The following is a 19,051-nucleotide window of genomic DNA, read 5'->3' as shown; positions in this document are numbered from 1 at the left end:
ATGTATAAAAGATTAATAAATTTAGAATCAATTTACCTCATTACATTAGTCACAAATTCTCACTATTATTAATATCAACAAGGAAGCAAACATACAGGAAGTATGTTTTATGCCAAGGAATGGAATTTAGGCATAGATACAGGGCGTATCAAGGGAACAAAGGACAAGGATGCAGGGATGGCGGTGCACTAAATGAGTTAGTGTTTTGCAAAGATGCAAAAGGGATAAACGCAGGAGCGTTTAAAGGATGGTTTAGGAAAAACCAAAATACAGGGAAAGGCTAGGAGCAAAGAGGACACCTCAGGATGAGGGTAGGAATTGGGACAAGGATAGCTAGGGAAGCATGGATTGGTTTCCTTCAATGGATGAGAAATGGATGTGCGAAAGCATAAATGGTGATGGATAACCAAAGAAAAATGGATGTTTTTTCGAATTTGAGGCGCGGCATTATGTTGCGCCTTAGCTTTTTCTGACGTACTAAAAAATTAGTTTATTTTATGTGGCGGCACATCAACACTAATTACTTTGTCATTTTCTAAATTAACGACACCATTATAACTGTCCTCGCCATTACTCGAAAACTCCCAAACAAAAGTTGATTTAAGCCCTGGTTTTCCATTTTTTAAGATACCAATACGTTTTTTGGTACACGCAATGCTAAGAAACTGTACATTCAGTTTTTCGCTATGGCGATTGGCATATTCTCTTGCACTTTCAGCAGCTTGTCGGTCAAGCCAAAATAAGTAGATCACTGTAGCAACAGCCAGAATAAGCCAAATTGACGCCATATCATTACCTTATAATTATTGTTGAAATAGTTTTCCAATTGCACGCGAAAGGGCTTCGCTTCTATTTTGCATTCGGATCATTGCTAACATATGAGGGCGCAAACTTGGAATTGCAACAAGATCAGCAAATATGCCAGCAAAAACATCTTGGTCGTGCTCTGATGCGAGGTAATCCATAAGAGCGACAACATGATCTTCGAGCACATGCCAGCAGCGCCCTGTGAGCGTTAACACGATATCAAGGTTAAGCAAGGTTGGTGTCGTTACTAATATTGCGACAGCACGTTCTAAAATACCCGTGGCAGAAGTATTAGACATCATGCGTAAGTAGTTAATGATATTTTCACTGTTTTGTTGTTTAACAGCGTTTTCAAACTGAACGTACAACGCTTCAGTTAAAGCAACCGAAATTGCACTGTGTTCAAGGGTTGAAGCCAATGAATTAACAACGGGCTGTGGTAACTGATCTAATGCTTTTATTAAGTTGTCTTGATTGGTATCCGTTAAGCGCATTGCAAAATCAGCTATGCCTTGCAAGCCAAGTTGCTGCCATTCATTAAAACCAAGCTTACCGCTAAAATAAAGTTCTACATGTTCATAGTAGGCTGATGCGCTTTGTTTTAGTTCTTTTTTAATTATGGCATTAAACGCCGCAAGTTTATTTGCGTTTGGTGTAAACACATACGGGTTATTATCGAGCTGGCTTTGCGCTTCATCATTACCCGTAAGTTGATTTCCAAGTGCCTCGAGTACCATTGATGCAAAATGATTGCGGCTTGCTTGAACCAGTTTACTTTGTTCGTCGAGCGGCATTTTCAAAAACCAAATGTAGGGCGTTTCTGTCTCGTGGCTATTCCAAAATTGAATCGCTAAAAACGCATGTTGTTGCAATGGAAATGGATAGGGGATGTGATTATTTTCTATTTGCGAAAATGTTTGCTTATCAATTTTTTGAATGCGGCGACCCATGTCAAAAACGCGCCATGTGGTGCCTGCATTATCAAGAAGTTCGCCAAGGCTTGAGATAGTGTGTTGCATTAATAATTATCCATTCGAGCATTTTGCTCATTATACAATGAAAAGCAGCGAAGTTTTGATAAAATACGTGAATAGCTAAGTAATATAAAACCGATATGATCATTCAACTGCTCGACGAATTAAGTGACACGTTAAAAGTACATCAGCTGTGGTCAAACACACCACCAAATACTGCAGCATTCGCATCTACTGCGCCATTTTGTTATGACACAATGCGCTTTGAACAATGGTTACAATTTGTATTTATTATCAAAATGAAGCAACTCGTTGCCGCAAATCAACCGCTGCCAAAAGGTGCTAATATCACGCCGATGGCAGAGCAAATGTTAGGCGATTATCCAAAAGTGATTGATGTGATTAAAAAAATAGATAAGGCGCTTAATTAATGTTTGGTGAATTACCGATTTTATATCGTGACGAACACTTCATTGCGATTGATAAACCGTCTGGTTTATTGGTGCATCGCTCTTTTTTAGATAAACGCGAAACTCATTTTGCGATGCAGATGTTACGCGACCAAATTGATCAACATGTGTTTCCGCTTCATAGGTTAGACAGGCCTACATCTGGCGTGTTGTTATTTGGTTTAAGTAGTGATGTTGCACGTACTGCAAGTTCACTCTTTTCAGAGCATAAGATCAGTAAGCGTTACTTAGCGTTAACACGCGGGTTTGCGCCAGAATCATTGCATGTGGATCATGCACTCAAATATAAACACGACAAGATTGCCGATAAATTTGCCGATAAAGAAAAACCAGCGCAAAAAGCACAAACCGACTTTAAGTGTTTGCACCAAACTGTGATCAACAAGCCACTTGGTAAGTTTCCAACGGTGCGTTATTCGCTGGTAGAGTGTTTACCAAAAACCGGCCGTAAGCACCAAATTAGACGCCATTTAAACCATATTAATCACCCCATTTTGAATGATGCAAATTACGGTGATAACAAGCAGAATCATTTTTTCCAGCAAGAATTTGGCTTAAATCGCTTGATGTTATTTGCTAAAGAACTCACTTTTGAGCATCCATTTAGTAAGCAGACTATTCATATTGAGGCCTCGATAGGCGAGCCGGAACTTGAATTATTTAAGCGTTTAGGCTGGCCAGATAAAGAACAAGATTATCGGTTGCTAAAATAACATCTGTTTGCCTAAACTGTTTTAGTGCCAGCTTTATTAATTTGAGATTAAGTTAACGACCTTATTTGCAAGGCTAAAGATGTGAGGTGTTACACATTAATGAAGTTGGTTTAGGGAACTAACGCTAGGAGAGAAAATGGCAAATATTAAGTGTTTCATTGGTACCGTATACGGGGGGGCAGAAGCCCTTGCCGAACAACTAGAGTCAATTGCACAGTCAAAAGGTCATGGATTTGAACTCTATAACCCAGGCAGTATCACTGACTTCGTTTCAAGTGATGTGATTTTGGTAGTTACTTCAACAACCGGGCAGGGGGATATTCCTTTTGAACTTGAATCTTTGTATTTGGCCCTTAAGTCAGAGTTTCCGCTAATTTCTAATAAGCCATTTGCTGTGATTGCAATGGGAGACAGTAGTTATGGGCAAACTTACTGTGGCGCTGGTAGAAAATTTAGAGAGTTACTCATTGAGTTGCAAGGAAATGAAGTGATAGATCTGTTAAAGGTCGATGCGAGCGAACACTTTGATCCTTTGCCTGTGGCGGCGCCTTGGTTTAACTCATTGCTTGAGACATTAGATAAGTAATTGTTAGTGAAAGATTTAAAAAAAGCGGCATATTTGCCGCTTTTTTTATTCTTTATCTTCAAAGGCTGCTTTTTCTTCAGCAAGCTCTTCTTTTAGCTTTCTAATTTTAAGCCCTAACTCTTGACCACGATAGCGAGCATAGTATGTACAACCAATAAACATACAACTGGCAAAAAGCAGTTCAAGCAAAACAAAAATCATTTCATTTTGTGCTACCCACAAGGACGTAAAACCATGCAAAAAGTAGATAATGACAATAAAGTTAGCCCAAGCGTAAGTGTAAGGTTTATCTTGAATAATGCCTTTGAGCGGTAGTAATAAAGGCACAATGTAAAGGCCAATAACGAAACCTGTGCTGTAACCTTCACGTGGTGATAACCCGAGTAACCATGTTGGCATTAAAATTAATAACCCAATGTAACCGAATAGGGCAATTTTTTGGTAGCGCTTTGTAATTGCTTGTTTCTCTATTTTACTCATTGTAATTGCTTAATTAGTTTAGCGAGTCGATTGCCGACACTTTGGCAAATGGCGATTTCGTCCTGACTTAAATTACTTGAATTTGTAAGCCCAGATACATGGCTTGCACCGTACGGAGTACCGCCAGTTTGTGTAGCAGACAACGCTGGTACATCGTAGGGTACGCCGCATAACAGCATACCGTGATGCAATAGAGGCAATGCCATTGACAGTAATGTTGATTCATTACCGCCATGTTGACTGCTTGATGACGTAAATACAGCAGCGGGCTTATCAATCAGTTGACCGGCTAGCCATAAATCACTGGTGGTTTCCCAAAACTGTTTAGCTGGTGAGGCCATCATGCCAAACCGTGTTGGACTACCAAAGGCGAGGCCCGCGCAATTTTTTAAATCGTCAATGGTCACAACTAGGTCGTCAGAATCATCACTGAAACAGCGAATTTTTACGTCGATGCAAGAGTGTTGTGCTGCATCGCTTATCTCGTACGCCATATTTTTTACTGAATCGGTACGAGAGTGATACAGCACTAATAAATAAGACATTAGATAATTGCAAGCACGCTTTCAGGTGGACGGCCAATTGCTGCTTTACCATTATTGATAACGATTGGGCGCTCAATTAATTTAGGGTTCGCAACCATTGCATCAATTAACGCGTCTTCGCTTGTTTCATCTTTTAGATTAAGCTCTTTGTAGATTGTTTCTTTAGTGCGCATTAATTGACGCGCAGAGTCAAAGTTCAATAGGGATAAAAGTTGTTTAATATCTTGCGCGCTTGGTACGTCTTTTAAATATTCAACAATCTCAGGAGAAACAGCATTTTCTTCAAGTAATGCAAGAGTTTCACGCGACTTTGAACAGCGTGGATTGTGAAAAATTTTAACAGTCATAGGATTCTCAAATCTATTTTTTGCGTGATTGTAATGTGCTTACAGATGAAATTAAAGTTTCGCGAGCTCTTTTTGCATCAGACGATATTCTTTTAATCGCGCTTTTAAGCGTTGCTGCTTAATTTCATCTTCCGTATCCACATGATTTAATGCTTTTTGTACCTCGTTAGAAGCTTGTGCATAGGCGCCGTAATCAGTGTAAATACTGGCTTTTAGTTCATGGTAAGACGCTTTATCATCTTGCTCTTTGTAAGTTTGCGCTAGCAGTTCTTTACCTAATACATGTTCTGGCTTTTCGAGTAAAAAGTACTTAAGTAATTGGTGTGCCAAATCGAGTTTGCCTGCTGTGATAGCCGCATTGGCATAATTGAGCGTGACCACCTGATTATTAGGTTGGCGTTGGTACTCTTTTTTTAGCATGGTGAGTGCTTCGTCGTATTTTTTCTGACCGAGCAATAAATCGGTTTTTGAATCAAGAATAAATAAGCTGCCCGGTACTTTTTTCTCTAAATTAGTGAGAAGGTCGTTTGCTTCATCATATTTTTCTTGGTCTATCAGTGTTAAGGCAAGGCCGTACTCTGCTGCTGTGGTAAGTGCAAAACGATTAATGCGCAAATGTTTACGAAATTCTTGTTCTGCTTTCGCGCTTTCTTGCCCGTAGCGTGCAATTACGCGTGCTTTTGCTAACGAGAAATCTAACGACGAATCGATAAAGCGTTCAGGGTATTGCAGTGCGCGCATACGCACATCTGAAACACGAGAATCGGGTAATGGGTGAGTCAGTAAAAATGCCGGTGGTTTTGGCATATGACGCATTTGATCGGCAAGTTTTGCTAAAAATTCGCTTGATTCTCTCGGATCAAATCCGGCGCTATTTAGTGTTTGCATGCCAACGCGGTCTGCTTCTTGCTCTGCGCCTCGGCTGTGTGTTAACTGACTTAGTTGCGCTTGTGTTTGGCTTGCAGCCAAAATAGCCATACCTGCGTCGGGGGCAATCATGGTTGTTAAAATGCCGGCTATCATCCCTGCAATGGTGAGTCCTTGATTGTCTTTTGCTTGTTGTAAACGTCGTGCTAAGTGACGTTGTGTTACGTGAGCGATTTCGTGTCCAAGTACTGACGCCAGTTGGCTTTCGTTATCGGCGTTCATAATTAGGCCCGTGTGCACGCCAACATGACCGCCGTAGAAGGCGAACGCATTTATATCTTTGCTATTAATCCAGAAAAACTCAAACGGGAAGCGAATGTCATCAGCATGGGCAACAAGACGATTACCAATATTGGTCAGGTATTCATCTAGTGCAGGGTCTTGCATTACACGCGAGGTGCCACGCACTTGCATCATCATAACATCGCCGATAGCGCGTTCTTTTTCGATTGATAATACTTGTACTGCTGAGGTGCCGAGGTCGGGTAACTTAAAATTGCTTTGTGCCACAACAGGAAGCGAAAGTGCGAAACAAAAGCACGTTAGCTTTTTTAAAAGGCTGGGTTTTGGCATGTTATTCCTTTTTTTGTAGCATTTCATTTGCCATTAAATGAGCGAGAGCAAGTTCGTCCTGACAAGCGTCGGCTGAGCGTTCTGCTTTTTGGTAGTATTCTTTAATTGACACTCCCGAGACTTTTGTAATGTTTAGCTCGCTCTTTAAAAATTCAATGGTTTTATGCACTATTTTATGTGAATGCAGAATTAACGCTTTGTCTGCTTCATCACCACGCTGAAAATAAAACTGGATGTACTTATGGAGCTGATTAATTCGCAGCACATTGCGCATTGCATGGGGATCCCATACTTTAAATTCCATCAATTTATTTTCTTTTACGTACTGGTCGATTTCTTTGTCTTTGGCATAAGGAAAGGCAAAAAGTTCAAAGCCACGTTCAGTGAATACTTGGTAGAGGGCAAGTCTTGGTGGGTTATCGCATTGAATTTCACCATTTTCGAGTTCTTCGCCACCAAGGAGTGCTAAGTTCCAGTTGCGTTTGTCGGTAATACGTTTAATCGCGTTATCAAAGCCATGACTGAATACACCTTCAGCTTCACCAACAGAAGCCGCCACCAAATGATAAAAAGGTGGGAGTTCACCCCAATTTAACTGTTTTTTAAACCAGTTAATGTCTTTTAACGTGGGGTTTTTCGGTAGTTCGCTTTTTTTATTTTGTTTTGTCATAAACAGAAAGCTAATATGATCAAATTCGGCTTGTATACTGTGAATTTAGCATAATCATCAAAAACATGCTTGCGCTTTGTAAATTACTGAGTGGTAACTGCTTTATCAAGCTGTTTCACGGTGCGTTTTGTGGTAACGTTTATTGCGAAAGAGACATGTTTTTTATTCTGTATGAAAGATTTAACAGGGCTTAAATGTCCTCAATTATTTGTTCAATTTAAATATCTATTAAAACAAAACAATACGGCCAATTATGTGGCGTTTAAGTTTGCTCAAGATGCACAGCTCAACGATGTATTTCGCTATCTTGACAACCAACAGCGAGCCTATACATGGCAATCTAATGTATTAACTGTAACTAACCCCATTGAGGAAGCGAATTAGTGTTACATATTTTTAAACAGTGGTACTCGCGTAAGTTTTCAGATCCAAATTCAATTACATTATTAATGCTGACGGTGGGTTTAGCTGCAGCATTTTATTTTTTTGGTACGTATATTATTCCGGTCATGGTGGCATTAGTTATTGCGTATCTATTGGATTGGCCGGTACAAAAACTAATGCATACGGGCGTGTCTCGCGTTATTTCTAGCACTTTGGTGATGTTGATATTCAGTGGTGTAGTTGTATCTATTGTGGTTGGTATTATACCAGTGCTATGGCACCAATTATCAAATTTTGTGCAAGATTTACCTTCCATGTTAGAGCAGGGGAAAGGCTACTTAATGACGCTTCCGAGTAGTTATCCTGAATTGGTTAACCCTGAGCAAGTTAAATCAATATTATCGTCTGTGGAAGGGCACGCGGTGACGGTTGGTCAAACGGTGCTATCTACATCCCTTAATTCATTGAAAGATGTGGTTGCTTGGTTAGTTTATTTGATTCTTGTGCCTCTCTTAGTGTTTTTTATGCTGAAAGATAAACATTTGCTACTTGCGGGCTTTGAAAAGTTTATTCCAAAAGAGAGAAAGTTAATAAGTCAGGTTTGGCAGGAAATGAACCAGCAAATTATGAATTATATACGCGGCAAAATTTTTGAAATTTTAATTGTTGGTTCAACCACGTTTATTACTTTTACAATATTAGACTTACGCTATGCCGCGTTACTTGGCACGTTAGTTGGTTTCTCGGTGCTTATTCCGTTTGTAGGTGCGGCGTTGGTAACAATCCCCGTAGCACTCGTGGCGTTATTTCAATTTGGTGTGGGCAGTGAGTTTTGGTATGTGATCATTGCTTATGGTGTTATTCAGGCGTTAGATGGAAATTTATTGGTGCCATTGCTGTTTTCAGAGGCGGTAGACTTACACCCGGTTTACATCATTGTTGCGGTATTGTTTTTTGGTGGTTTGTGGGGTTTTTGGGGCGTTTTCTTTGCAATTCCGTTAGCGTCGCTCGTGAGAGCCTTACTAAATGCGTGGTCAATGTCGAACCAACACGAGACAACAAAAGCTTAAAGGCAAAAAAATAGCGCAGATTACTGCGCTATTTTTTTATGTGTTTTGCAATTTATACTTTAGGCTGTGCGTCAATCGATTGGCCATTTACACCAATTGAATCATCCGACATTAAGTACAGGTATGTTGGCATTAAATCGGCTGGTGTTTTTAACTTGTCTTTATCTTCACCAGGGAACGCAATGGCACGCATTGCTGTGCGTGTTGCACCTGGGTTGATGCAGTTGATACGAATATTCGTTTTGCCAACTTCCTTAGACCAAGTTTGCATCATGCCTTCTGTGGCAAACTTCGAAATTGCGTAAGCACCCCAGAATTCTCGACCTTCGCGGCCAACACCACTTGATGTAAATATTATTGATGCGTTATCGGATTTTCTTAACAGTGGGAATAGCGACTTAGTTAACACAGCTTGTGCGGTAACGTTCACTTTCATAATATTTTCAAATGTTGATACGCAGAAATGCTCCAGTGGGCCTAATGAACCAATGATAGATGCGTTATTTAATAAACCGTCAAGGCGACCAAATTCATTTTCAATTGTGGCTGCTAAATCACGATAGTGTTGTTTTGTTGCGCCTTTCATATCGAGCGGTACAATTGCAGGTTGGGGCGCGCCTAATGCGATAATTTCATCGTATACGGCTTCAAGTTTTGCAACTGTTTTACCTAATAAAATTACCGTTGCGCCGTGTTTTGCAAATTCAATTGCGGCAACTTTACCGATGCCATCACCGGCACCCGTTACGAGAATGACTTTGTTGTTAAGCGCGTCATTACTTGCTTGATAATCATGCATATTAGTTTAGGTGTTCAAAATTTTTCGACATCATACCATAGTCAAGTAAAATAGTTTTGTGATTTATTTAAATTTAGGTGGAGAAATTGCTTTGTTTAAGTTAACTTTAACTGGTCTAATGTCTTAATAATAACCACCGACAAATTAATTTTTGATGTTTAATATCAAATACACACAATAAAAAAGATCGGGTTTGGAGCAATAAAATGAAAAAAGTGCTACTCACAATGGCGATTGCTACAGCGTTATACGGCTGTGGTGAGAGCTTAGAAGATGTTAAAAATGAGTCAGAAGTAATCGCGCCTGCAAGGACTGCAGCTACTGTCGCATTTGATCCGTCAAACGGCGTCGTGTCAGTGCCAAATGATTTACTGTTTTTAGGAACAACTGATGGCACACTAAATATGCCAGGCGAAGCCGCCGAAGAAATTAATTATGCTGACCCACAAACGGCTTTAGGCGCCCTTGATGGTTGGTCAACGCAATCACCTTATCAAATTGCATTAGATGTACCTGCAGGTTTAGTACTGGATACTAGCACTGTTAATGGTGATTCAGTGCGTTTGTTTGAAGTTGTAATGGGCGCAAGCATTACTGACACAGAATGTGCGCAAGTACAAGCGGGTTTAGCATGTAAGTACGTTAAAGAGCTAACATTTGGTGTTGATTTTGTTGCACAAGCTAGCGGCAACAATATCGCGATTGTTCCGCTTAAACCATTTAATCAAGGCTCTGCATATATTAACGTTGTGACAAAAGCACTACGTGATACGAGCGGTGAGTCATTTGAACCTTCAGAAACTTACGGTTTAGTTAAACTCGACATTGAATCATTACCACTGGTAACTGATGAACAAAAAGCGCTACAAGGCGTAATTAATAGCTATGAAAATATCGTTACTCAATCAGGTTCTTTGACCAAAGACGATATTATCTATACTGGCGCAATGAGCATTCAATCAGCTGGTTCGGTAATGAGTATGGTTAAAAATATGTATGCAATGAGTGCCGCTACAAAACAAAACATGCCACAACTTATGATGGGGCCATCTACTGGTATGACTGTAGGTGACGTATTGTTCCGCTCTCAAGGCGCGCAGCCGCCTTCGCCAGTTTTTGATCAAATCAAGTATGAGCGTGGTTCGGTTGTATTACCACACTACTTAAGAAAACCGCAGGGCACAGATGATTCTGCGTTAAACGACACATACTGGAAAGCGTTATGTGATGGCGCGGCAACGCTTGCTGGTTTCGTAGCAAATGGCGGCTATATTCCGGAACAACCTGCAGAAGGTAAAGACACAATTTGCTTTAACGCATCGAACGGAAAACTGCGTGACCGAGGTATAGATGAGCAGCGCCACTTAACTAAATATAATCCACTTCCGTATCCTCAAACACCGGCAAATGTTCCAGTTCAAGTTACAACGCCAGCAGATGACTTAACGGTGATTAATGCTGTGAGAAATCAGCTTGGCATGAATGAATACGGAGAGCTAGAAAAACCAGCAACAGGTTGGCCGGTTGTTATGTTACAACACGGTATTACTAGTACAAAAGAAAGTATGCTAGCTATTACGGCTGCGCTTACATTACAAGGTTTTGTAACGGTAGCAATTGACCACCCATTACACGGTGAGCGTGGTATCGACGCTAATGATGACGGCACAGTTGATTTTCTTGCTTCGGGTGATGACGGTAATGTGCTTCATTACATGAATTTGTCGTCAAGCTTAGTGGCGCGTGATAATTTACGTCAATCAATGGCTGATTTACTTGGCTTACGCTTATCACTAGCGGCGACAAACCTACAAGGAATCAATCCGACAGACGTAAGCTTTGTTGGTCACTCTCTTGGTGCTGTGGTTGCGCCAGGTTTCTTAGCTGCTGCAAATGAGTCAGTTGCACCTCTAGTCGGCCCAGAAGATGCGGCTCTTATCGACCCGCTATTCAAGGTAAACACAGCAGCACTTGCAAGTGGTAGCGGTGGTTTAGCTGGCTTTTTACTTGAATCAAACGCGTTTGGTAATGTAATTAAAGGTTCAGTATTAGCGGAAGCGGGTACAGCTGAATCAGCTGAATTTATTGCATTTAAGGAATCAGATGAGGGGAAGGCTGCATGTGCCGCCTATGAGAGCTCAGACAGTGAACTTACTGGTTGTGCGTTTGTTGCTTATACAACTATGCTTGCACAGGCTGAAGAAACAGCAAAATTAGCGAATATCTCAGGTACGATTAGTCAATTTGCTTTTGCTATTCAAACCGCAGTTGATGCAGCTGACTCTAATTCTTTAGCAAGTAAAGTTGCTTCACAGGGCACAGCTATCTATCAGAACGTAGTAATTGGTGACGGTGCGGGTAACCCAGCAGACACGGTTATTCCACCATATTCAACAATTAACCCGGTATCGGGCACTGTGCCATCAGGCATGCTAATGGGCCTTACGCCGGTAGCGACGTCACAAATGACTGAAACGCCCAATAGTTACCTAGTTAAGTTTACCAAAGGTCACCATGGCTCAGTACTAACGCCTGCGCCTGCGTATGGTGTTACGGCAGCGGATGCTGCAGCTGCCAATACTGAAATGCAAAGCCAGATTGCGTCGTTCTTAGCGAGCAGAGGCTTAATGCTACAAGTTACAAATACCACTGTTGTAACTGAATAATATTAAACACAATATTAAGCCGCACTCGTTAGTGCGGCTTTTTTTTTGCCTCGATTTTATTTAGAGTACGCAAAATATTAATTACGGAGTTGAAGTTTGGAATTTTTATACGAATACGGATTATTTCTCGCAAAAACAGTCACATTTGTAATAGCGTTTGCCATTATTGTTGTATTGATTGTGGGAGCTTCAAGTAAACCTAAAGCAAGTAAAGGTGAATTAGCGATCGAAAGCTTAAGCGAAAAGTTAGATCAACAAAAGAAAGCGCTATTAAGCGTAACGCTAGATAAAAATGCTTTTAAAGATTTTGAGAAAAGCGAAAAAAAAGCATCTAAAGAGACTGCTAACGAAAGCGTAAACAAAGTGTTTGTATTGTCTTTTAAGGGGGGCGTTGATGCGAAGGAAGTCGAATCATTACGCAATGAAGTGACGGCGATTATTCAGGTAGCAAAGCCAAGCGATAAGGTCGTCCTTAAGCTTGAAAGCGGTGGTGGCGTAGTGCATGGTTATGGGCTGGCAGCATCGCAATTAGCACGCCTTAAACAGGCAAAACTTGAACTTATTGTGAGTGTAGACAAAATTGCAGCAAGTGGCGGTTATATGATGGCCTGCGTATCAGATAAATTTGTATGTGCGCCGTTTGCTATGGTTGGCAGTATAGGTGTTATTGCGCAGCTACCAAATTTCAATAAATTACTAAAGAAAAATCACGTAGAGTTCGAGCAAATCACTGCCGGTGAGTTTAAACGCACGTTAACAATGTTCGGTGAAAATAATGACATTGGCCGTGAAAAATTTAAGCAAGAACTAGAGCAAATTCACGTATTGTTTCGCGAACATGTTCAATCAGCTAGGCCAAACCTAAATGTAGAAAAAGTTGCGACTGGTGAAACTTGGTTTGGTACCGATGCACACAAATTAGGATTAGTTGATGAGATCCAGACAAGTGACGATTTATTACTAGCGTTAAATGAGCAATTCGAGTTGCTTGAGATAACCTATAAAACCAAAAAAGGCTTATCAGATAAACTCGGGTTAGGCGTGACAGGAGTTATCGATAACGTAATCGCCAAATTATTATCAAAAAGCAAAGAGCTTTATCATTAATAATTAAGCTCTTGCAACAAAAAAGCCGCGATTTTTTTAGCGGCTTTTTAATAAACGCTAAGTGTTAGCGTATATTTTCAAACTCTTTACCGGCATCACTATCGTTAAATACCGCATCATCAAATTCGCCTTCAGACTTAGCAACGATACACGTAACCATACAATCTCCTGTTACGTTAACAGCGGTGCGAGTCATATCTAACAGGCGATCTACACCGATAATAATGGCGATACCTTCAACGGGTAAGCCTACTTGGTTAAGAACCATTGCTAGCATAATCAATCCAACACCTGGTACGCCCGCAGTGCCAACAGAGGCAAGTGTTGCAGTTAAGATAACCATTAAGTAATCGGTAAAGCTTAAATCAACAGTAAATACCTGTGCGATAAATACAGTGGCAACACCTTGCATAATTGCGGTGCCGTCCATGTTAATGGTTGCACCTAAGGGTACAGTGAAAGAAGCAACTTTGTTATCGGCACCTAGCTTTTTAGTGGCTGTTTCTAGCGTCACTGGCATGGTTGCGCTAGAGCTTGAAGTACTAAACGCAAAAATAGATAACTCTTTTACTTTATTTAGGAATGTTTGTGGGTTTAACCCTGTAAATGTTTTAAGTAGTACTGGGTATACAATTAATGCATGAATAAATAGCGTAAGTAAAACAGTGCCGAAGTAAAAAATAAGCTTAACGATTAAGTCGCCCTCTATATAGCTAAATAGCTTCGCCATTAAAAAGAACACACCGTATGGTGCAATATTCATTAAAATAGTTACTAGCTTTAAAATAATTGTATTTAGATCTTCAAACACTGCCGTTAAGCGTTTTCCCGCGTCACCGCTAAGTGCCATTGCAATACCAAATAATAGTGCAAACACAATTACTTGTAGCATATTTCCGCTAGACATTGCGTTAATTGGGTTGGTTGGGAACATGTTAATAATAACATCAACAAGAGTCGGGGCTTGCTTCGCATCAAACGTAGATGAACTTGGCATATTAATGCCTTCACCGGGATTGATTACAAGCGCTAGCGTCATTGCAATAGTTATCGCAATGGCAGTCGTAAGAAGGTACAAACCAATTGACTTGCCACCTAAACGACCTAATTTTTTAGGATCGCTTAAGCTACACGTACCACACACAAGCGAGATAAATACTAAAGGTACGACTAGCATCTTTAAACTATTAACAAATATTTGACCGCCAATATGGAAAATACCGTCAACAAAAAAGCCTTTAAACGAAAACGTAAACTCACCCGCAGTTAGAGTGAAATCACCTGATTCGCCCATTAGCGCTTTGAACAAAAAGCCGCTGATAATACCTAAAACCATACCGATGAGGATCTTGCCTGTTAACCCCAAACCTTTAGGTTGTGAAATAGTGGATGTCATAATTTAGTATGTATATTTATTGTGATTTTCTGCATAGCCTACCAGTGAACATAAAAATTTAAAGGAAATACGGTAAGTTTTTTTAAAAGCGCGGTGTTTTTTTAAGAACAACGAAATAAGTTCGAGCTTTTTGTGGGTATTTTATTTGTAACGAGAGGAAAAAGTCTGGATTTTCTTATTATCTTCAACCTGCGGATGTTCAATAATAAGATGATTCAATGTTTAGTAGATAATATTTAATCAAAATGGTGGTTTTTAGTGCGAAGTTAATCAAATTATTATGTATTTTAAAAAATATGCTTGTCAGGCTGGCACTTTGTCGATATACCTTTAATAATAGCGCCCTAAATGGGTTAACAAATTAAATCGCACTGCGTAAGTAAAAATAGGCAAATATGGGTAAGTCGTTAGTTATTGTTGAGTCACCAGCCAAGGCGAAAACAATCAATAAATATTTGGGCAAGGATTTCGTCGTAAAATCCAGTGTTGGCCACATTCGTGATCTGCCAACATCTGGTAAAGCGAACAAAGCCGCTACTAAATCGCCAGCTGAAGTACGCAAAATGTCACCAGAAGAAAAGGCTAAGTATCGTAAAGAAAAAGATTATGCGAATTTAGTTGCGCGTATGGGTATTGACCCTAATAAAGGCTGGCAACCACATTATGAAGTGCTTCCTGGTAAAGAAAAGGTTGTTGCTGAATTACAAAAACTCGCAAAAGACGCTGACTACGTTTATCTAGCAACCGATTTGGATAGAGAAGGGGAAGCAATTGCATGGCACCTTGAGCAGGTCATTGGTGGCGATGAGTCAAAGTATAAACGCGTTGTATTTAATGAAATCACTAAAAACGCGATTCAGAATGCCTTTGCTGAACCAGGTCAATTAAATACCGACATGGTTAACGCGCAGCAAGCGCGTCGTTTTCTCGATCGTGTTGTTGGCTTTATGGTGTCCCCGTTACTTTGGGCGAAAGTAGCACGCGGTTTGTCAGCAGGTCGAGTGCAATCGGTAGCAGTACGTTTATTAGTTGAACGTGAACGTGAAATTAAAGCGTTCATTCCGGAAGAATTTTGGGATATTCACGCAGAGCTGAAATCTCATGAAGATCAAATTCGTTTTGCGGTAGCAAAATATTTAGGCAAGGCGTTTGAACCAAAGAATAAATCAGATGCAGACGAAGCCGTTGCCAAATTAAAAGCAGCAGAATACAAGGTTGCAGCAACCGAACAAAAACCAAGCAAGAGCAAACCATCAGCGCCATTTATTACCTCAACAATGCAGCAGGCAGCGAGTACGCGCTTAGGCTACGGCGTTAAAAAGACCATGATGCTCGCTCAGAGGCTCTATGAGGCTGGTTTTATTACGTATATGCGTACTGACTCTACAAATTTGTCAAATGACGCTGTAGAGGCTTGTAGAGGCTATATCGAAAATGAGTTTGGTGATAAATATTTACCTGCATCGCCAATTCGTTATTCGTCAAAAGATGGTGCGCAAGAGGCGCACGAAGCAATTCGTCCATCTAATGTTGCTATTTTGTCGGGCCATTTAGACGGTGTAGAGGCTGACGCGAAAAAACTGTACGAGCTGATTTGGCGTCAGTTTGTGGCATGCCAAATGACACCAGCAGAGTATGACTTAACAACAATTACCCTTGCGGCTAATGACTATGAATTAAAAGCTAAGGGTCGAGTACTTAAGTTTGATGGTTGGACACGTGTTCAGCCGTCAGTTAAAAAGAAAAACCAAGAAGAACAAGCATTGCCTGAGGTTAAAACGGGTGATGTATTAAAACTTGTTGAACTCGATCCTAAACAACACTTTACCAAGCCTCCTGCACGTTTTAGTGAAGCGAGCTTGGTACGTGAGCTTGAAAAACGTGGTATTGGTCGTCCATCTACGTATGCATCAATCATCTCTACGATTCAAGATCGTGGTTACGTGCGTGTAGAGAATCGCCGCTTCTTTGCTGAAAAAATGGGTGAAATTGTTAATGAACGCTTAGTTGAAAGCTTTAGCGATTTAATGAATTTCGACTTCACTGCGAAAATGGAAGAGCGTTTAGATGATATCGCTGAAGGCGAGCGTGAGTGGACTCACGTTCTTGATAAGTTCTACCAAGAGTTCTCAGCAAACTTAGATAAAGCCAGTTCCGATGAAAATGACGGCGGCATGCGCACCAACCAAGTGGTTGAAATCGATTTGTCGTGTCCTACGTGTAGTCGCAATATGGGCATTCGCACCGCCTCAACAGGTGTTTTCTTAGGGTGTACTGGTTACGCATTACCACCTAAAGAACGTTGTACGCAAACGATGAATTTGGTACCAGGTGAAGAAGCGGTAGCCGCAGATGTGGAAGACGAAGAAACAGAAGTGCTTCGTCAGATGAAACGCTGCCCTAAATGCGAAACGGCAATGGATTCTTACCTCATTGACGAGACGCGAAAATTGCATGTGTGTGGTAATAACCCAGACTGTGATGGCTATTTAATTGAAAGCGGTAGCTTTAAAATTAAAGGGTACGACGGCCCTGTTATCGAATGCGACAAGTGTCAGTCTGAAATGCAATTAAAGTCGGGTCGTTTTGGCAAATACTTTGGTTGTACTAACGAAGAATGTAAAAATACCCGTAAACTGCTTAAAAATGGTGAAGCAGCGCCTCCGAAAGAAGATCCGGTTCACTTACCTGAGTTACCGTGTGAAAAGTCGGAAGCATACTTTGTGCTACGTGACGGCGCATCAGGTATCTTTATGGCTGCGTCAACGTTCCCGAAATCACGTGAAACACGAGCGCCTAAAGTGTCTGAGTTAAAACGTTTTCGCGATCGTATTTCACCTAAGTTTTATTACTTAGCAGACGCGCCAGAGAAAGATCCAGATGGTAATGACGCGATTATCCGCTATAGCCGCAAAGCTAAATCACAATATGTAATGTCTGAAGTTGAGGGTAAAGCAACAGGTTGGACAGCACAATTCGTTGATGGCAAGTGGGTAGAAGAATCAAAGGCGAAAGCAAAACCAAAATCTAAAGCGAAAGCCAAAAACTAACTCGTAAATTAAAAAAACGCAGCCAATAGGCTGCGTTTTTTATATCTAGTATCTTTAGGGTTTTTAGTTACATATTTGGCTTAACGCTAAAGTTGCTTTGCACTCATTGTTAGGCTGACGCCAGTGTTGCACATCCGATTGCGCCGTACAGCCGGCATCTTCAATTAGTAAGGTATTGTTATCACAAAGCAGTAAGGCTGCGTTGTTTTTGTCAATAATAACGTGAAGCTGGTATTGGTTAAACGGTGCTAACCGATTGGCATCATTATTAATTGCATCTTGGAGCAACAGCTGTCCTTCAGTGTAATGTGTTTCGCTAAACTTCAATGTGCCGTCTAGTGCTGCTGCAATATCTTTTAATTGTGACGCTAGGTCCGCCATTCTTTCAGCCTCATACTCATTTGGTTTGTTGGCACAGGCTATGCAAAAGAGTATACCCATAATTACAATAAGGTGTTTCATCTTAGTGCTCCCATGCAGTAAACTTATTCGTTTCGTCTTTCCCAGTATCTAAATTCCAATTACAAATAGCGTCGTAAGGCATATCTTCAAACACACTGTTGGCGACAACACTAATATAGTGTTTGATATTTTCAATCGCTAAATCAAACACATCATTGTAATGCATTTTGCCCTGAGGTGTTTCAAGTTGAGTAATGAAATCTAAATCGACTTCTTCAAACATTGGATAGGTTAGACCATGGTCTACACCCACGTGTCGTGCCCAAGGAAAAAGCCGGTGGCTCTCCTCAGCATTATTAACTACGAACTGAAACCCTGAATGCCACGCATCAAAATCAGGTGCTACATTTTTTGTATATTCAGGGTGAGTTTGCTCTAAACAAAAACGCCAAATTTGCTTTATATCGTCATCCAATTCGTTATCTGCATTAGTGCACGAGCCAATATTAAGCTCGACCCGATCAGCATAGCCAATTTCGCCAAGGTTAAGCCGTTGCCAAATAAAGGCATCTTGGTTCATTTCACATACTCTATGTGCTTTTTGGTTTTGCTCGTAAGGCCCCACCTTTAATTCAACGACAGGGTGAATAGTAATGTCTGCGGCAACGTGAGCCATATAGCCACACAGCCAAGCAAATGACTTTTCTTGCGCGCTTCCTTCCAAAGTTTTGCAATAGGCAATAGCGGCTTTAATGATGTCTCCTGTGCGCTCGTAATGCATAAGATCAGCCCATTTATTTTGTAGCTTTTTATCTCTCTCAACCACTAAATAAGGGTAGTCTGGTGAAACACAGCCTAATTCCAAATACTTTTGGTTTTGACTCAAAATAAACATGGCTTTTTTTGGTATGGCTAATTGGTTTAGCGATTTATTTTCGGTAGCGAAATTAACCGCGGTAATGTGTGCAAATGCACCCGGCATGGTTTAGTCCTTTAAATAATCAACCCCGATAGTATAAATAACTTAAAGTAGTGGGCTAAATAGTCAAGGGTTGTTGATTTAAAACAAGCAATTTATAAAGCTT

19 protein-coding genes are annotated in these 19,051 nt (G+C 40.6%); 8 read left to right on the top strand and 11 right to left on the bottom strand.

The genetic code is table 11. The annotated features are described in order from the left end of the window. Window positions 1-485: 485 nt before the first annotated feature. Entirely contained in the window at window positions 486-788 is a 303-nt protein-coding gene (locus L1068_RS05245; RefSeq protein ID WP_100913617.1) for a DUF3301 domain-containing protein, read from the bottom strand. 15 nt (window positions 789-803) lie between these two features. Continuing rightward, a complete protein-coding gene (locus L1068_RS05240; RefSeq protein ID WP_237129386.1) occupies window positions 804-1,826 on the bottom strand; it encodes a DUF3549 family protein in 1,023 nt (340 codons plus the stop codon). Window positions 1,827-1,921: 95 nt separating this feature from the next. On the opposite strand from L1068_RS05240, the gene L1068_RS05235 reads away from it, so the two are divergent. The 3 genes from L1068_RS05235 to L1068_RS05225 all read left to right on the top strand — a co-directional run bounded on the left by L1068_RS05235 (window position 1,922) and on the right by L1068_RS05225 (window position 3,550). Then, window positions 1,922-2,212, top strand: coding sequence for a YqcC family protein (locus L1068_RS05235; RefSeq protein ID WP_237129385.1), 291 nt, complete (start codon window positions 1,922-1,924; stop codon window positions 2,210-2,212). Next, window positions 2,212-2,964 carry a tRNA pseudouridine(65) synthase TruC gene (gene truC / locus L1068_RS05230; RefSeq protein WP_237129384.1) on the top strand — a complete coding sequence of 251 codons (753 nt, stop codon included), beginning with the start codon at window positions 2,212-2,214 and terminating at the stop codon, window positions 2,962-2,964. Before L1068_RS05235 ends, truC begins: the two co-directional genes overlap by 1 nt. 136 nt (window positions 2,965-3,100) lie before the next feature. Continuing rightward, entirely contained in the window at window positions 3,101-3,550 is a 450-nt protein-coding gene (locus tag L1068_RS05225) for a flavodoxin domain-containing protein (protein WP_237129383.1), read from the top strand. 45 nt (window positions 3,551-3,595) lie between these two features. On the opposite strand, the gene L1068_RS05220 is transcribed toward L1068_RS05225, so the two are convergent. Genes L1068_RS05220 through L1068_RS05200 form a run of 5 tightly spaced genes read right to left on the bottom strand, consistent with a single transcriptional unit; the run spans window position 3,596 to window position 7,092 of the window. After that, window positions 3,596-4,030, bottom strand: a complete 435-nt coding sequence (locus tag L1068_RS05220) for a DUF2069 domain-containing protein (protein ID WP_105171215.1) — start codon at window positions 4,028-4,030, stop codon at window positions 3,596-3,598. Next, the gene (locus tag L1068_RS05215) at window positions 4,027-4,575 is read right to left on the bottom strand and encodes an NAD(P)H-dependent oxidoreductase (RefSeq protein WP_237129382.1); all 549 of its coding nucleotides are present in this window, start codon (window positions 4,573-4,575) and stop codon (window positions 4,027-4,029) included. Before L1068_RS05215 ends, L1068_RS05220 begins: the two co-directional genes overlap by 4 nt. Next, complete coding sequence (arsC, locus tag L1068_RS05210; protein ID WP_010559865.1) at window positions 4,575-4,922, bottom strand: arsenate reductase (glutaredoxin); 348 nt, start codon at window positions 4,920-4,922, stop codon at window positions 4,575-4,577. The genes L1068_RS05215 and arsC overlap by 1 nt, the downstream gene beginning before the upstream one ends. Before the next feature lie 51 nt (window positions 4,923-4,973). After that, the gene (locus L1068_RS05205) at window positions 4,974-6,422 is read right to left on the bottom strand and encodes a M48 family metalloprotease (protein WP_237129381.1); all 1,449 of its coding nucleotides are present in this window, start codon (window positions 6,420-6,422) and stop codon (window positions 4,974-4,976) included. 1 nt (window position 6,423) lies between these two features. Continuing rightward, window positions 6,424-7,092, bottom strand: coding sequence for a hypothetical protein (locus L1068_RS05200; protein ID WP_237129380.1), 669 nt, complete (start codon window positions 7,090-7,092; stop codon window positions 6,424-6,426). Window positions 7,093-7,221: 129 nt separating this feature from the next. Here L1068_RS05200 and L1068_RS05195 point away from each other — a divergent pair, with 129 nt between their 5' ends. Beyond that, on the top strand, window positions 7,222-7,476 hold the full coding sequence (locus L1068_RS05195) for a hypothetical protein (RefSeq protein WP_237129379.1): 255 nt from the start codon (window positions 7,222-7,224) through the stop codon (window positions 7,474-7,476). Then, complete coding sequence (locus L1068_RS05190; RefSeq protein ID WP_237129378.1) at window positions 7,476-8,546, top strand: AI-2E family transporter; 1,071 nt, start codon at window positions 7,476-7,478, stop codon at window positions 8,544-8,546. The genes L1068_RS05195 and L1068_RS05190 overlap by 1 nt, the downstream gene beginning before the upstream one ends. Window positions 8,547-8,598: 52 nt before the next feature. Here L1068_RS05190 and L1068_RS05185 read toward each other — a convergent pair whose 3' ends face one another. Beyond that, on the bottom strand, window positions 8,599-9,345 hold the full coding sequence (locus L1068_RS05185; protein ID WP_100913605.1) for a YciK family oxidoreductase: 747 nt from the start codon (window positions 9,343-9,345) through the stop codon (window positions 8,599-8,601). Between the two features lie 206 nt (window positions 9,346-9,551). On the opposite strand from L1068_RS05185, the gene L1068_RS05180 reads away from it, so the two are divergent. Beyond that, on the top strand, window positions 9,552-12,011 hold the full coding sequence (locus tag L1068_RS05180; RefSeq protein WP_237129377.1) for a VolA/Pla-1 family phospholipase: 2,460 nt from the start codon (window positions 9,552-9,554) through the stop codon (window positions 12,009-12,011). 96 nt (window positions 12,012-12,107) lie between these two features. Then, complete coding sequence (gene sohB / locus L1068_RS05175; RefSeq protein ID WP_237129376.1) at window positions 12,108-13,118, top strand: protease SohB; 1,011 nt, start codon at window positions 12,108-12,110, stop codon at window positions 13,116-13,118. A gap of 64 nt (window positions 13,119-13,182) precedes the next feature. On the opposite strand, the gene L1068_RS05170 is transcribed toward sohB, so the two are convergent. Beyond that, window positions 13,183-14,502 (bottom strand): cation:dicarboxylase symporter family transporter, encoded by a 1,320-nt coding sequence (locus L1068_RS05170; RefSeq protein WP_237129465.1) that lies wholly within the window; start codon window positions 14,500-14,502, stop codon window positions 13,183-13,185. Window positions 14,503-14,909: 407 nt separating this feature from the next. Here L1068_RS05170 and topA point away from each other — a divergent pair, with 407 nt between their 5' ends. Continuing rightward, the gene (gene topA, locus L1068_RS05165; protein WP_237129375.1) at window positions 14,910-17,564 is read left to right on the top strand and encodes a type I DNA topoisomerase; all 2,655 of its coding nucleotides are present in this window, start codon (window positions 14,910-14,912) and stop codon (window positions 17,562-17,564) included. A gap of 63 nt (window positions 17,565-17,627) precedes the next feature. Here the strand turns inward: topA and L1068_RS05160 are convergent, their stop codons facing one another. Together L1068_RS05160 and L1068_RS05155 are read right to left on the bottom strand one after the other, a co-directional pair. Next, window positions 17,628-18,026, bottom strand: a complete 399-nt coding sequence (locus L1068_RS05160; RefSeq protein WP_237129374.1) for a hypothetical protein — start codon at window positions 18,024-18,026, stop codon at window positions 17,628-17,630. 1 nt (window position 18,027) lies between these two features. Then, window positions 18,028-18,948 (bottom strand): zinc dependent phospholipase C family protein, encoded by a 921-nt coding sequence (locus L1068_RS05155; RefSeq protein WP_237129373.1) that lies wholly within the window; start codon window positions 18,946-18,948, stop codon window positions 18,028-18,030. Window positions 18,949-19,051 lie beyond the last annotated feature (103 nt).

Source organism: Pseudoalteromonas sp. MMG024, assembly GCF_021654175.1.
Classification (GTDB): domain Bacteria; phylum Pseudomonadota; class Gammaproteobacteria; order Enterobacterales; family Alteromonadaceae; genus Pseudoalteromonas.
This window is presented reverse-complemented; position numbering and strand designations above follow the sequence as displayed.

Bases quoted from the DNA above. Each gene is read 5' to 3' on its own strand.
- L1068_RS05245 (WP_100913617.1), bottom strand. From the start codon at position 788: ATGGCGTCAATTTGGCTTATTCTGGCTGTTGCTACAGTGATCTACTTA.
- L1068_RS05240 (WP_237129386.1), bottom strand. From the start codon at position 1,826: ATGCAACACACTATCTCAAGCCTTGGCGAACTTCTTGATAATGCAGGC.
- L1068_RS05235 (WP_237129385.1), top strand. From the start codon at position 1,922: ATGATCATTCAACTGCTCGACGAATTAAGTGACACGTTAAAAGTACAT.
- truC (WP_237129384.1), top strand. From the start codon at position 2,212: ATGTTTGGTGAATTACCGATTTTATATCGTGACGAACACTTCATTGCG.
- L1068_RS05225 (WP_237129383.1), top strand. From the start codon at position 3,101: ATGGCAAATATTAAGTGTTTCATTGGTACCGTATACGGGGGGGCAGAA.
- L1068_RS05220 (WP_105171215.1), bottom strand. From the start codon at position 4,030: ATGAGTAAAATAGAGAAACAAGCAATTACAAAGCGCTACCAAAAAATT.
- L1068_RS05215 (WP_237129382.1), bottom strand. From the start codon at position 4,575: ATGTCTTATTTATTAGTGCTGTATCACTCTCGTACCGATTCAGTAAAA.
- arsC (WP_010559865.1), bottom strand. From the start codon at position 4,922: ATGACTGTTAAAATTTTTCACAATCCACGCTGTTCAAAGTCGCGTGAA.
- L1068_RS05205 (WP_237129381.1), bottom strand. From the start codon at position 6,422: ATGCCAAAACCCAGCCTTTTAAAAAAGCTAACGTGCTTTTGTTTCGCA.
- L1068_RS05200 (WP_237129380.1), bottom strand. From the start codon at position 7,092: ATGACAAAACAAAATAAAAAAAGCGAACTACCGAAAAACCCCACGTTA.
- L1068_RS05185 (WP_100913605.1), bottom strand. From the start codon at position 9,345: ATGCATGATTATCAAGCAAGTAATGACGCGCTTAACAACAAAGTCATT.
- L1068_RS05180 (WP_237129377.1), top strand. From the start codon at position 9,552: ATGAAAAAAGTGCTACTCACAATGGCGATTGCTACAGCGTTATACGGC.
- topA (WP_237129375.1), top strand. From the start codon at position 14,910: ATGGGTAAGTCGTTAGTTATTGTTGAGTCACCAGCCAAGGCGAAAACA.
- L1068_RS05160 (WP_237129374.1), bottom strand. From the start codon at position 18,026: ATGAAACACCTTATTGTAATTATGGGTATACTCTTTTGCATAGCCTGT.
- L1068_RS05155 (WP_237129373.1), bottom strand. From the start codon at position 18,948: ATGCCGGGTGCATTTGCACACATTACCGCGGTTAATTTCGCTACCGAA.